The following is a 13,057-nucleotide window of genomic DNA, read 5'->3' as shown; positions in this document are numbered from 1 at the left end:
TTCACTTGAAACAGTTTTTCCGCCAGAGAATGTAAAATGAGTTAATAAAAAAATGGACCGATAAAAGTTAAAAAGTAATAGCTCCTGCAGTTAACAGTAAACAAATGAGATATTGAGGATATGAGCCTATTGAACTCTGAGAGCAAATTTAGGTTAACTTGTTTATCACTTAAGCCACTTTGATAAGTTCTCGTCCCAATATGCTGGCTGACCAATCGACTGTTTAACAGCATCTATAATCATTTTCAGTCGAGTTGGAAGATTTTGGTTTCGTGGATAGACCGCATAAACAGGCATTTTTTGCATGGGCTTCCAATCTTGCATTAAGGGGAGTAACTCTCCTTTTTCTAACTCATCAGTTAGCAGATAGCTGCCGATATAACCAATCCCCCTACCCGCCATAACCGCATCTCGTATAGCCTCAGCCTTATCGACTCGGTAGTTTCCATTAACTTGTACATCCCGCTGTTTACCCTCTTTTTCAAATAACCAATGGGTATAACTGCGATCCTTGCTGTGATAGGTAACACAGTTGTGAACAGTCAAATCGTCAGGGTGCGCAGGCTCACCATAGCGCTGTATGTAATCTGGAGATGCCAAGAGTATAAAATGTGTATCGACTATTCTTTGGGCAACATAACCTATATTTATCTCTTCAAATGTCGTAAACCAAAGATCGAAGCCTTCATCCAGCATGTCTATCTTATAATCAAACAAACTCACTTCGATATTAAGGTCAGGGTACTTTTTCTGGAGTGCATCCAACACAGGTAAAACGTGCAGGTTTCCGAATGAGCAGGAAAGTGCTAATCGCACATTTCCTGAAAGCTCATCTCTGCAACTAGGTACTTTGGTGTTCGCTAAGTGAATAAGATTCACGATTTGCTCACAGTAACTGGCGAAATCCTTACCTTCCTCAGTCAAGGTAAGCGCTCTAGTATTTCTATTAATCAGTTGAGTTTGAAGTCTTTCTTCAATGACGTTCAACTGTTTACTGACATGAGAGACTGATATACCTAGTTTATCTGCGGCTTTAGTCAAGCTACCTGTACAGGCTAAAGCGTTAAAGAGCACCATTTGATAGGCCTCATGCTGTAGACCATCTTTCATGTTTCAACCTTATATCATTGGAGGACAACCTCTTAAAGAGAGGCTAGATACATCAACTCATCAGAGTAGGTTGTAATACTTTGTTTGTTAACGATGACTTGATGAATTTAAGAAGCAGCTCAAAATTCTGGGTCCCCCAGCAAAACAAGGTACCGCATATTTATTCACAAAAGGCTACTACATAAAATTCTAAACAACACAGAGAATATAAATAAGCACCCTACCAAACTGTTAATAGAGCGTTAAGAAAACAAAATAACGATTAATAGTTAATCATTCAAACACATTTAAATGGAATTTTTAGTCATTTTTAATGCATAAATATTGATTTAGATATTTATCCGTTTATAGTCGATGCCAGTTAAGTATTTTGATTAAGAGAGTGGAAGATGAAGAAGTCAGTATTGGTTGTAGCAAGCTTAGGCTTAACAGGGGCATTGATGTTAACGGGCTGCGGTAAGAGTGATGATGTACTTGTTGTGGGCACCAATGCTTCATTCCCGCCTTTTGAATACGTAGGAGGTCCAAATGGTGATGAGATCATGGGCTTCGATATCGATTTAGCTCAGCAGATAGCTAAAGATGCAGGCAAGACCCTAAAAATTGAGAACATGAATTTTGACTCACTGATTGTCGCGCTCAATGCTGGCAAGGTCGACTTTATCGCCTCAGGCATGACTATCACTCCTGAGCGTCAGGCTAGCGTGAATTTTTCCGAGCCATACTATGAAGCCACCCAGATGGTTCTAGTCAATAAAGATAACAACAGCATCAATAGCCTAGATGATCTTAAGGATAAGCATATTGCTGTGCAGCTAGGCTCAACCGGCGACATCATGGCTAAGAGTTACAGTCAGCATGTCACCGCATTCAACACAGGCTTTGAAGCCGTGATGGAGCTAAGAAATTCAAAGGTCGACTTAGTACTCTTTGACAGTGAACCAGCCGCAAGTTTCTTAGAGAAAAATCCACAGCTAAAGATGGTTGAGCTCGATTTTGCTCCTGAGTTTTATGGCTTTGCGGTCGCCAAAGACAAAGTTGAACTGCTAAACAGCATCAACAGCAGCCTAAGCAACATGAAGCAAAACGGTGACTATGACGCCCTCGTAAACAAGCACATGAAGTGAGTCACTAATGATAGATGCAATTAACACTTCACTGTTTACCCCCATAGGCGAAGACGGCTTAATCGGAATTTACCTTATTCTCAACGGCCTTAAAGTCACTTTAATTGTGACCTTCTTCGCCATGATCATAGGTTCGATTCTCGGTGTTGCGACAACCTTGATGAAGATGTCATCTAAATGGTACCTACGCTGGCCTGCTAATTTTTATGTCAGCGTGATCCGTGGAACACCAGTGGTTGTACAGTTAGTGATCCTTTACTTTATCGTGCTTGCGGCACTGGATGTCGATAAGATAACCGCTGCCATTATTGCCTTCGGCCTTAATAGTGGCGCCTATATATCAGAGATCATTAGAGCCGGTATTCAAGCCGTCGATAAAGGCCAGATGGAAGCGGCGCGTTCGCTTGGGCTATCACAAGCAGCGACCATGAAAGAGGTGATTTTGCCTCAGGCGATTAAAAATATTCTGCCATCGTTAGGTAACGAATTTATCGTGTTGCTCAAAGAGACTGCGGTAATTGGTTTCATCGGCGGTGTGGATCTGATGCGGGCAGGGGAAATCATCCGTAGCCGAACCTTCGAAGACAGCGTACCGCTATTTACTTGTGCGCTTATCTATCTGTTACTGACCTATATCTTCACCTTTATGCTGTCTAGATTCGAAACGAGGTTGAAACAAAGTGATTAAAATAAATAACTTACATAAGAGCTTTGGCGATAACCAAGTGCTAAAAGGGATAACTGAGCAGATTAACCATGGTGAGGTCGTCAGTGTGATTGGGCCCTCGGGTAGCGGTAAGAGTACTTTCCTGCGTTGTATCAACTTACTCGAGCAGCCAACTGAAGGGGAAATCATCATAGATGGCCAATCGATCACAGCTGCAGGTGCCTGCGTCGATAAACTTAGACAGAAAGTGGGCATGGTGTTTCAGAACTTTAATCTGTTTCCCCACAAAACGGTTAAGCAAAACATCACCCTCGCGCCTGTAAAACTGAAGCTAATGACCCAAGCGCAAGCGGATATCGAGGCCATTGCACTGCTTGAGCAAGTTGGTTTAAAAGATAAAGCTGATGCATATCCTTCTAGCCTATCGGGTGGGCAAAAGCAGCGGGTTGCAATTGCTAGAGCACTTGCGATGAAGCCTGAGCTGATGCTGTTTGATGAGCCAACCTCGGCGCTGGATCCAGAGATGGTCGGTGATGTCCTCGATGTGATGAAGTCGCTGGCACAAAAAGGCATGACCATGGTAATAGTCACCCACGAAATGGGCTTTGCCCGTGATGTGTCAGACAGAGTCATCTTTATGGACGGCGGCTACATCGTCGAACAAGATAAGCCAGAGGCGCTATTTAGCAATCCTCAAGAGGTCAGGACTCAAGCGTTTTTGAGTAAGGTGTTAAGGTAACCCATAGGCAGTACCCAACTCTGAGGCGACTCAAGTTAACAAATATACCGTGGAGGTAATCGGCCTTAATATCGCCATGATCTCCACTTTAAGCCAATATCATGAGCTAAAGTAACCAGTCACTTTTAGCTCAGCTTTCCTTCAGAACCATTATCCCTTGTTGATAAAATACTATTAATAAAGGTACGAGTCTTTAATGGCACTACCGCCGCATAGGGAAAGATAAGAAATAATTCAGTCTTCCAAGTAAAATCTTTTAATAAACTAACTAATCGTCCAGATTCAATCTCCTTATGAGTCACAAAGTCTAGAGTTGTGGTAACACCAAGCCCTTTACAAGCATATTGCGCTAGCATGGACTCGCTCATTGAAGATAATACAGGGGATATCGGCACATTAAATTGCTCACCCTCTTGTTTAAACGACCAATTAAGCCCTGTGAGGCAATGGCTATAATGCAAGCATTTGTGTTGGGTTAGCTCATTAGGATGAAGCGGCGTACCCGCAACTTTTAAGTATTCAGGAGACGCCACAACATAGGTGTCAATATCGCGGACTTTTCTGCACAAGTAACTACTGTCTTCAAGCTTGCCGATACGAAAGGCAATATCGACCCCTTCTTTGACTAAATCACCCAAGTTGTCGTTAAAGACGATATCCAATATTAAATTAGGGTGAGCTAAATGCATAAACTCTAGGCTCTTAGCTATCGTATCGTCATGCTTTAGAATACTCGGCATTTTTATCACTAAACGCCCACTGACTACCCGCTGCTTTTCATCAATGTAGTCTTTAACTTGAGCTATCTCATTAAAAATCGACTGACACTTGAGGTAGAGAAACTCTCCCTCTTCAGTTAAGTCAAGTGCGCGCGTGGTACGGATAATCAGCTGACTATGTAAACTGGTTTCGAGTTGCTTAATATGTTTACTAATAACTGAGTTAGTTAAACACAATTCGTTTGCCGCCCCAGCAAAAGAGCCATGGCGAGCAACCGCATAAAAACTGCTAAGCAAGTTAAGGTTAAAGCTCGACTTCATTAGGTTATCTTTCACTTAAAAGTACATATAGGCATTCTAACTCAGTGACTTCGGTGATTAATGTTTTATTGGAAAGAATATTGTTCAATATGTGAAATTGTTAAAACAGTGGCGCTGGTAAATGATGAATAAACAATAACTAGGATATTCATCATGACTACAACCTCCCCAACAACCCGCACCTCAGCCAAGATCGATTGTGAAATTGCCGATATTAGTCTGGCACCACTAGGTCGAAAACGCATTGATTGGGCCAGAGCCCATATGCCTATTATGCGTAATATCATCGAGCGTTTTGAAAGAGAGCAGCCTTTCAAAGGGCTAACCATAGGGATCTGTTTACACGTTGAAGCTAAAACAGGTGTTTGGCTTGAAGCATTGACTAAAGGCGGCGCAACTGTGGCTATCACCGGCTCTCCGGGAACCACACAAGATGAGACCGTCGCAGCCATTGTTGAAGATTACGGAGTACATGTTTACAGCCAGCGCAGTGAAAGTTTTGAAGACCATTTACGCTATTGCCAAAAGGTACTCGACCACCAGCCAGATATCATTTCAGACAACGGCGCTGACTTACATGAACTGTTATTTACTCAACCCCAGAACCAACATCTAATTACGAGTTTACTCGGCGCGACCGAAGAAACCACCACAGGTGCTAATCGCCTACGTGAAGACTTTAGTTCAAATACATTCGCCACCTTGATCATTAACGACACCCAAGCAAAACGCATCATTGAAAATCGCTATGGGGTGGGCTCATCGGTCGTTGACGGCATTATGCGTGCCACCAACGTGATGCTGCACGGCAAAAAAACTGTCATCATTGGCTATGGTTATTGTGGCAGTGGTACCGCACAAAGACTCAGAGGAATGGGCGCGCATGTTACAGTGGTAGAGCACAATCCACTGACCAGATTAGAAGCCCATATGGAAGGATTTTACACCGCTTCTCTTGAAGATGCCCTACCCGATGCGGACCTTGTGATCACCATTACTGGTCGCGACAATGTGCTCGATAAGCAGCATTTTGAGCTAATGGCCAACAATGTGATTATTGCTAATGCGGGTCACTTTCAACGAGAAATTAATCTACCAGCATTAGCGGAAATGGCCGAGTCTGTTGAAACGATCCGCCCTCAAGTCAAAGGCTACAGGCTAAATGATAAGACACTCTTTGTGCTATCTGATGCCAACTTAGTGAACCTTGCCGCAGGAGATGGTAACCCTATCGAAATAATGGATCTCGGGCTTGCACTACAATCTTTAAGCCTTGAACGTATTGCGCTAAATGCCAAGTCTTTAACGCCTATCCCCCAGCCAGTGCCCCATGATATTGAAATAGATGTGGCCGCACTTGCCTGTCAACACTGGATTAATCACTAACCATAATACTCGGCAGGAAGTGAGCGTTCCTTCCTGCTTTTTAAACTATAAAAATCTGTCTGATTTAATCCTTCTAGCTAGGCTGAACTATAATTATAGGTAGCATCATTGGACTTTTATGAGGTAATACCATGTCTATTTCAGCCCGATTAAATGAGTACCTGAATGACAATAAGGTCGACTATGAACTTGTTCCTCATCCCCACAGTTATAGTTCTTTAAGCTCTGCCATTGCCGCTAATATTTCTCCGTCAAAGATCGCTAAAGCCGTAATATTAGAAGATCATGAAGGGCGACGAGTGATGGCCGTCCTACCTGCGAATCATAAAATTAGCCTTCGAAACCTAGGCGATAAACTTAATCGCGATCTACGCTTACTCGAAGAGAAAGAAGTCTATGAGATGTTTGGCGACTGCCAAAAGGGTGCCATCCCATCGCTAGGTGAGGTCTACAACTTAGAGGCCGTTTACGACGAGTTGTTAGTCGAAGCCAAGGAGATCTACTTTGAGGCGGGTGATCACAACACACTCGTTCATTTGGGTAGAGAAGACTTTGTCAGACTGATAAAGGACGCAAAACACCTAAGGTTTAGCCACGAAAGTATTCATTAACTAACACTGCAAATCAGTAAGACTATGAGTTAAGTTGGACAGAATCCTGCTTCTGTCCAACATTGCAATCTTTAGGCATCGCTCCCCCAGCCTCTTAAACACCCTGCCATACTTAATTAATAGAACACTTAATTTTCAATAACTTAATTACAACCCCATACTTGCTGAATTGACTATTCAAGTGCATTATTAATGGGTAAAGAGTGCACAGATTAAACAGATATAAAGATATGAACTGGCAAGGAAAGCACTATGCATATTCTACTCTGGGTGAGTTCTATACTGATTGCGAGCGGCTTACTGTTGCTATCGATAAACTCGCAAGCAACACCAAACCAGACAGCCAGTTCGAACATTAAAGGGGTGACAATTGAGCTCAATAAATACCTAGGTGGCACACAGGGAAAGCTTAAAGACAAGTCTGCACTGATCTTCAGGTTCGGCAACGGCAGCGCAAATAACAGTTGTAGCATTATCACCACAGACAACTATTTAAGGCACTCTAAGAACCGCTTAGAGAATATTAACCTCAGCGAGTCTAATTTCTACTTCGATTGTATGTGGGGTGGCACTTACTATTTCCTATCTAATCGTGTCAAAACTTATGCAGAGGTGATTATCAAACAGCCCGATAGCCAATTTCCGATGTCGATGCACATAGAAGCAAAGCTGATTAGCCTGACAGGTGAACAAGCAAACATTATTAGCGGCGACATTTCACTAAGAAGACAAGCCAAATAGGTTTGGACTATTAGTTAAGCATTAGATTAATAAGCTAAACAACTGATAAGCTCGCAACTGATTCATTTTGTGTAAAGTGACAAAAATCAGCCATAAAATCCCCCCTAAATGTGACTCTGTTACCAATATCCAAATAAGCTAATCTACTTTAATACCCCGCTATGCAATATTAGCGCGCCGCTGCGCTCGCCCCCTACATAAATTATATAAACCGATTGGGAACCTCATTATCAATAGATTGTGAGGCCGGTGTAGTGAGCACTTTAAGACATCTAGTTATTACTATTACTTCAAGTGTATATATCAATGAAAGACAAAATGAGTAACCTGCTACTGATCTCCGGTCACCCGGATCTCAGCCGCTCCGTTGCTAACAAACAAATCCTTGAGCGACTACAAAACTGTAGCCAGATTAAGATCCATAAACTCGATGAGGTATACCCAAACTATCGAATCGATGTGCCAAAGGAACAAGAGTTATTGACTCAAGCCGATATTATCGTGCTGCAATTTCCACTTTACTGGTCAACCTATCCCGCCTTAATGAAGCAGTGGTTCGATGAAGTGTTTACCTATAACTTCGCTTTCGGTCCCGAAGGAGACAAGCTTAAACATAAGAAAGTGATCCTCTCTATCACCTGTGGCGCAACAGAAAACTCTTACCAACCAGGTGAGTTTAACTTCTTGCCTCTTGAGCAGTATTTACAAGCCGCTATGCATCCAGTCAAGGCTGCACAGATGGAGATCATCGATACGGTAATCACCTTCGAAATGAACTCAACTCCAGATGAGGGTGGCGATCAAAACACCGTCATGCAGTTAGCTCAGCAGCATGTTGATCGTTTAACCCACATATTTAAGCAACTGACTTAATTAACCGATCGTCATCAGCTTTATTAATCAATTTATCAATAGGTCTTTCCACTATGTTTCAATCCATATTAGGTATCGTAGCCCTACTTATCGTAGGTTACCTCTTCTGTAATGCTAAAAAACAAGTTAACTGGCGTACTGTAGGTGGCGCGCTAATTATCCAACTTGCTATCGCGGGCTTCGTACTGGCCACCAGCTTTGGTTCTAGCGTGTTACTGGCTTTATCAAACGGCGTGGCTAATGTGCTTGGCTTTGCCGCAAAAGGTATTAGCTTTGTGTTCGGTAACTTGGTGACATTCCAGGTTGAAAATCTAGGTTTTATCTTTGCATTCCAAGTACTTCCAGCCATTATTTTTACCGCGTCATTAGTCAGCTTACTGCACTATATGGGCATCATGGGCTTTGTGGTAAAAGTGCTAGGTGGCGGACTACAAAAGATGATTGGCTCATCTAAAGCGGAATCGATGAACGCTATCGCCAACACGGTATGCGGTCAAACTGAGGCACCACTGTTTGTTAAGCCTTGGCATCCACATCTTACTAAATCAGAGATCTTCGCCATCATGGTCGGTGGTTTAGCCTCGATTGCGGGCTCTGTTCTAGCAGGTCTTGCGGGAATGGGTGTCGAAGTAAAATATCTTGTAATGGCGTGTTTTATGAGTGCACCAGCAGGCCTGCTATTTGCCAAGCTGATGATCCCAGAAACAGAGCAACCAGTTAACGATGTACCAGCACTACCTGATGATGAAAAGCCATCTAACTTTATCGATGCAATTGCCAAAGGCGCTATTGCCGGTATGCAAATTGCTGCGGTTGTGGGTGCGATCCTCATTGCCTGTATCGGTTTAATGGCGATGTTAAACAGCATGATCGGCTGGGCTGGCGGCTTATTTGGCTTTGAAGGTGTAACATTAGAGCTGTTAATGGGCTATGCATTTGCACCTATCGCTTGGTTAATCGGCGTGCCTTGGGTTGAAGCTAATGTGGCAGGTAACTTTATCGCTCAGAAGCTGGTATTAAACGAATTTGTTGCCTACGCAGGTTTTGCACCTTATATCTCTGGCGAAACAGTGGTTGCAGCGACAGGCGAAGTGATGTCACCTAAATCTGTTGCGGTGATTACCGTAGCCCTCTGTGGTTTCGCTAACATCGGCTCGGTATCTATGGTCGTTGCAGCGTTAAGCACCATGATCCCAAGCAAGTCTAGCTATATCGCTTCTGTGGGTATGAAGGTGCTATTAGCAGCGACCCTTGCTAACCTACTCTCAGCCACCGTTGTTGGTCTATTTATGTCGTTCTAATACTGCCTGTATAATCGTGACTTAAATATTAAGCTGAGGCGCACATTCAGTTGCGCCTCACTTTTCCCTCAAATCACTTTTTAGCTGAAGCCCTTTCACAACAAACTAGTCTCCCTACCCCACACAATTTTGAACATAAAACTCTCTTAATCTTTGTAAGTTTTTAAAGCTGCTTGTTTGTTAATTGTTGTTAACTGATAGTTATTTAAGCTATTGATTCAGTAATCATTTATTAGTTATACGCACGATGTGAACCTTAAGCTAGGATGCGCGTCAAATACGTAAAGACGTATCCTTACATTCAGGAATTTGAACATGACTCCACAAGAACAAGAACTGATTCAAAACGTAGCTGATAAACTAAAAGCTAGCCCAAATAAGCCAAAAGATGCTGAAGCAGAAAGCTTAATCAGCAAAGAAATCGCTTCTCAAGAAGATATCGTTTACAAGCTAACTCAAGCGGTACTTGTACAAGAGATGGCACTGAAAGAACTTAAGTCAAAGAGTGACTTCTTACAAACTCAAGTTGAGCACTTCAGAAAAGAATCTGAGCGTGGTGCATTAAGCCGCATGATGGGCGGAACTAACCCGGCTCCAGTGCAGCCTCAACCTGTTCGTCAACCAAGTGCGTTTGGTAGCTTCATGCAAACTGCTGCTGGTGTAGCTGCGGGTATGGTTGCGGGTAACTTAATCAGCAACGCACTATTTGGTGATGAAGCACCAGCAACTGCAGAAGCAGCACCTGAAGTTGCTCCAGAAGTAGCTCCAGAAACTGATACTGCAACTGAAACGGCTGCAGCCGATACCGCAGCACCAGAAGATGCAGGTTCAAGCTTCTTAGGTGACAACTCTGGCTTTGCTTCTGAATATGCTAGCGAAGACACCTTTGCCAACACCGGCTTCGGCGGCGATGAAAGCTTTGGCGGCTTTGATGACGCAGGCTTTGGCGATGGCGGTTTCGGTGACTTCGGTGGCGACGACGAAGAGTTTTAATCTCGCTTAATCACAGCTAGCATCATAGCTAAAAGTGCAAAAGATAATGGCGGCTGAACCCAAGATTCTGCCGCCATTTTTATTTGAGTCTCACTATCTTCTCAATTCTGCTTCTATTCCCTGTAATTAATCTTGGCTTAAATCAGTTGTGTAACCATCTGCAACAGCCTCTTTATATTGATATCCTTTTTGTAATATTCGCGGCTATACTAGCTTCGCCAGTTACAAACTGGCTAAAACACTAATAAAAAACTCAACAAATTGCTCCTAAGGAGAACCACTCGTGAAGAAAGCCGGGATCCTGTTACTTTCTATGCTAATGCCAATGGCAAGTGCATATGCAGAATCAACTAAACCCCTTTCGGTTGATGTGCTGTGGCAACTAAACCGTATAGGCAGTCCAATTATCTCACCGGATGGCGACAAAGTCGTTGCACCAGTCACCCAATATGATGTGCCTGAAGATAAAGGCTCAACTCAGCTTTGGTTGTTTGATACAGACGGTGATATCCAACAAGCACTCACAGCCAAAGGTATGCGCGCAAGCGAAGCAACTTTTTCACCAGACGGCAAAACCTTAGCGTTTATCAGTAAGCGTGATGACGATAAAGCAGGCCAAGTTTACCTATTACCAATGGATGGTCCAGGCGAAGCACAAAAGCTCACCGATGTGCCTGGTGGCGTATATGGTATGAAATGGGTCGGTAAACACATCTACTTTATTAGCCGTATTTTCCCGGGTAAAAACTGGCAAGAAATGGCCGAGCAGTTAAAAGCAGATAAAGACACTAAAGTCTCAGCCCACCAGTGGACTGAACTGCCTTACTCAAGCTTTGACCACTGGATTGATGAAGACCGCCAAGCGCACGTATTCCGTATCCCTGCTAAGGGCGGCGAAATTGAAGCTATCACTCAACCGTTAAAGCACCAGCTACCTCGCTCATCACAAAGCGCATCAAGCTATGATATTGCACCAAACGAGCAGTGGATTGCCTTTACAGCCAACGGCTGGGATCAAGCAAAGAAGACCCGCGAAGTGGATCCAAAAATTGATATCTTCTTAGCTAAAATCGGTAGCGGTAAAGCTGAAAACTTAACCCCAGATAACGAAGCGCCAAACAGTAATCCGCAGTTTAGCCCCAACGGCAAAACCTTAGCCTTTACTCAGCAGCTCATTCACGGTTTCTACGCTGACACCTCACGCCTAGTGTTAATGGACATGAAAAAGCGTCAACCTAAAGTGATTAACGACACTTGGGATCGCTCGGTATCACGCTTTGGCTGGACGGCCGACAGCAAAGGTTTTTATGCCGCCATTGATGATGCCGCCACTAGCCGCATTTATCATATCAATGCGAAAAACGGCAAAGTCAAAGCTATTACCAAAGACACCAACTTTGGTAAGCCGGTAATGGCAGAGGATGGCACTATCGTTGCCACTAACGACAGCTTCCTATACCCAGCTCGCTTGGTAACTATTAATCCACGCAATGGCAAAACCACCCGTCTAGATAGTTTTAACGACGACATTCTTGCTGACGTTGATATGGGCACTTACGAGTCGGTAACCTACAAAGGCTATAACGACCAAGATATTCAGATGTGGGTTCACTACCCTCCTGGATTTGATCGCAGCAAAAAGTACCCGTTAATGATGCTTATTCACGGTGGTCCACATAATGCTATTTCTGATGGTTTCCACTACCGCTGGAACGCGCAGACCTTTGCCTCTTGGGGCTATGTGACGGCATGGCCTAACTTCCACGGTTCAAGTGGCTTTGGTCAAGAGTTTGCCGACAGCATCAACCCTGACTGGAAAAACAAGTCACTAGAAGATGTGCTTAAAGCGGCGGACTGGTTTGAGCAAAAAGACTGGATCGACAGCGAGCGTATGGTAGCTGGCGGTGCAAGTTACGGCGGCTATTTAACCTCGATAATTCTTGGTCAAGAACATCCGTTTAATGCGTTGCTGATCCATGCAGCGGTATACAACATGTACTCGCAAATGGCGGCAGACTTCTCGGTACACAGCACCCGTTTTGGTAATTACTGGGAAAAACCTGAGATCTACAAGTCAATTTCTCCGCACTACTTTGCAGAGAACTTTAACACCCCGACGTTAGTTATCCACGGTCAGCTTGATTACCGCGTGCCAGTTGGCCAAGGTTTTGAGCTATTCCGTACCCTACAAACCCGTGGCGTTGAATCAAAGATGATCTACTTCCCTGATGAGAATCACTGGATCATGAAGCCTAATAACTCTATCTATTGGTACAACCAGGTAGAAGATTGGATGACCCGCTTTGCCGAGCCAGGCGGACGTTAATCCATTTTAAATTAGCTGTCCCGTCCTGAAATAGGTTGACGGTTTTTACTAGACCAGTAGCTTCTGCTGCTGGTCTTTTTTATGCACTTGATTAGGTGTTTTCATACCCAAGCTTAAGTGCGGCCTCAGCTCATTGTATATAA

12 protein-coding genes are annotated in these 13,057 nt (G+C 43.6%); 10 read left to right on the top strand and 2 right to left on the bottom strand.

The window, feature by feature from the left end; genetic code table 11:
• Positions 1-165: 165 nt before the first annotated feature.
• Positions 166-1,110, bottom strand: a complete 945-nt coding sequence (locus K5Q92_RS01940) for a LysR family transcriptional regulator (protein ID WP_220767378.1) — start codon at positions 1,108-1,110, stop codon at positions 166-168.
• Between the two features lie 389 nt (positions 1,111-1,499).
• On the opposite strand from K5Q92_RS01940, the gene K5Q92_RS01935 reads away from it, so the two are divergent.
• Genes K5Q92_RS01935 through K5Q92_RS01925 form a run of 3 tightly spaced genes read left to right on the top strand, consistent with a single transcriptional unit; the run spans position 1,500 to position 3,643 of the window.
• Entirely contained in the window at positions 1,500-2,237 is a 738-nt protein-coding gene (locus tag K5Q92_RS01935; protein ID WP_220767377.1) for a basic amino acid ABC transporter substrate-binding protein, read from the top strand.
• Positions 2,238-2,244: 7 nt separating this feature from the next.
• Positions 2,245-2,925, top strand: a complete 681-nt coding sequence (locus K5Q92_RS01930) for an amino acid ABC transporter permease (protein ID WP_220767376.1) — start codon at positions 2,245-2,247, stop codon at positions 2,923-2,925.
• Positions 2,918-3,643, top strand: coding sequence for an amino acid ABC transporter ATP-binding protein (locus tag K5Q92_RS01925; protein WP_220767375.1), 726 nt, complete (start codon positions 2,918-2,920; stop codon positions 3,641-3,643). Before K5Q92_RS01930 ends, K5Q92_RS01925 begins: the two co-directional genes overlap by 8 nt.
• 125 nt (positions 3,644-3,768) lie before the next feature.
• On the opposite strand, the gene K5Q92_RS01920 is transcribed toward K5Q92_RS01925, so the two are convergent.
• The gene (locus K5Q92_RS01920; protein WP_220767374.1) at positions 3,769-4,683 is read right to left on the bottom strand and encodes a LysR family transcriptional regulator; all 915 of its coding nucleotides are present in this window, start codon (positions 4,681-4,683) and stop codon (positions 3,769-3,771) included.
• Positions 4,684-4,836: 153 nt separating this feature from the next.
• Here K5Q92_RS01920 and K5Q92_RS01915 point away from each other — a divergent pair, with 153 nt between their 5' ends.
• The 7 genes from K5Q92_RS01915 (at position 4,837) to K5Q92_RS01885 (ending at position 12,914) form a co-directional block, all read left to right on the top strand.
• Positions 4,837-6,069, top strand: a complete 1,233-nt coding sequence (locus tag K5Q92_RS01915) for an adenosylhomocysteinase (protein ID WP_220767373.1) — start codon at positions 4,837-4,839, stop codon at positions 6,067-6,069.
• 131 nt (positions 6,070-6,200) lie between these two features.
• Entirely contained in the window at positions 6,201-6,680 is a 480-nt protein-coding gene (locus tag K5Q92_RS01910) for an aminoacyl-tRNA deacylase (protein WP_220767372.1), read from the top strand.
• 252 nt (positions 6,681-6,932) lie between these two features.
• The gene (locus K5Q92_RS01905) at positions 6,933-7,421 is read left to right on the top strand and encodes a hypothetical protein (protein ID WP_220767371.1); all 489 of its coding nucleotides are present in this window, start codon (positions 6,933-6,935) and stop codon (positions 7,419-7,421) included.
• Between the two features lie 318 nt (positions 7,422-7,739).
• Positions 7,740-8,294, top strand: a complete 555-nt coding sequence (locus tag K5Q92_RS01900) for an NAD(P)H-dependent oxidoreductase (RefSeq protein WP_259649461.1) — start codon at positions 7,740-7,742, stop codon at positions 8,292-8,294.
• A 53-nt stretch (positions 8,295-8,347) separates the two neighbouring features.
• A complete protein-coding gene (locus K5Q92_RS01895) occupies positions 8,348-9,595 on the top strand; it encodes a NupC/NupG family nucleoside CNT transporter (RefSeq protein WP_220767369.1) in 1,248 nt (415 codons plus the stop codon).
• Between the two features lie 315 nt (positions 9,596-9,910).
• Positions 9,911-10,588 (top strand): DUF2076 family protein, encoded by a 678-nt coding sequence (locus tag K5Q92_RS01890; RefSeq protein ID WP_220767368.1) that lies wholly within the window; start codon positions 9,911-9,913, stop codon positions 10,586-10,588.
• Positions 10,589-10,871: 283 nt separating this feature from the next.
• Positions 10,872-12,914, top strand: a complete 2,043-nt coding sequence (locus K5Q92_RS01885) for a S9 family peptidase (RefSeq protein WP_220767367.1) — start codon at positions 10,872-10,874, stop codon at positions 12,912-12,914.
• The last annotated feature ends 143 nt before the right edge of the window (positions 12,915-13,057 follow it).

Origin of the sequence: Shewanella sp. MBTL60-007 (assembly GCF_019654915.1) — a bacterium.
Taxonomy (GTDB): Bacteria; Pseudomonadota; Gammaproteobacteria; order Enterobacterales; family Shewanellaceae; genus Shewanella.
This window is presented reverse-complemented; position numbering and strand designations above follow the sequence as displayed.

Coding starts and splice junctions, on each gene's coding strand:
- K5Q92_RS01915 (WP_220767373.1), top strand. CDS start 4,837: ATGACTACAACCTCCCCAACAACCCGCACCTCAGCCAAGATCGATTGT.
- K5Q92_RS01890 (WP_220767368.1), top strand. CDS start 9,911: ATGACTCCACAAGAACAAGAACTGATTCAAAACGTAGCTGATAAACTA.
- K5Q92_RS01920 (WP_220767374.1), bottom strand. CDS start 4,683: ATGAAGTCGAGCTTTAACCTTAACTTGCTTAGCAGTTTTTATGCGGTT.
- K5Q92_RS01905 (WP_220767371.1), top strand. CDS start 6,933: ATGCATATTCTACTCTGGGTGAGTTCTATACTGATTGCGAGCGGCTTA.
- K5Q92_RS01940 (WP_220767378.1), bottom strand. CDS start 1,110: ATGAAAGATGGTCTACAGCATGAGGCCTATCAAATGGTGCTCTTTAAC.
- K5Q92_RS01910 (WP_220767372.1), top strand. CDS start 6,201: ATGTCTATTTCAGCCCGATTAAATGAGTACCTGAATGACAATAAGGTC.
- K5Q92_RS01935 (WP_220767377.1), top strand. CDS start 1,500: ATGAAGAAGTCAGTATTGGTTGTAGCAAGCTTAGGCTTAACAGGGGCA.
- K5Q92_RS01900 (WP_259649461.1), top strand. CDS start 7,740: ATGAGTAACCTGCTACTGATCTCCGGTCACCCGGATCTCAGCCGCTCC.
- K5Q92_RS01930 (WP_220767376.1), top strand. CDS start 2,245: ATGATAGATGCAATTAACACTTCACTGTTTACCCCCATAGGCGAAGAC.
- K5Q92_RS01895 (WP_220767369.1), top strand. CDS start 8,348: ATGTTTCAATCCATATTAGGTATCGTAGCCCTACTTATCGTAGGTTAC.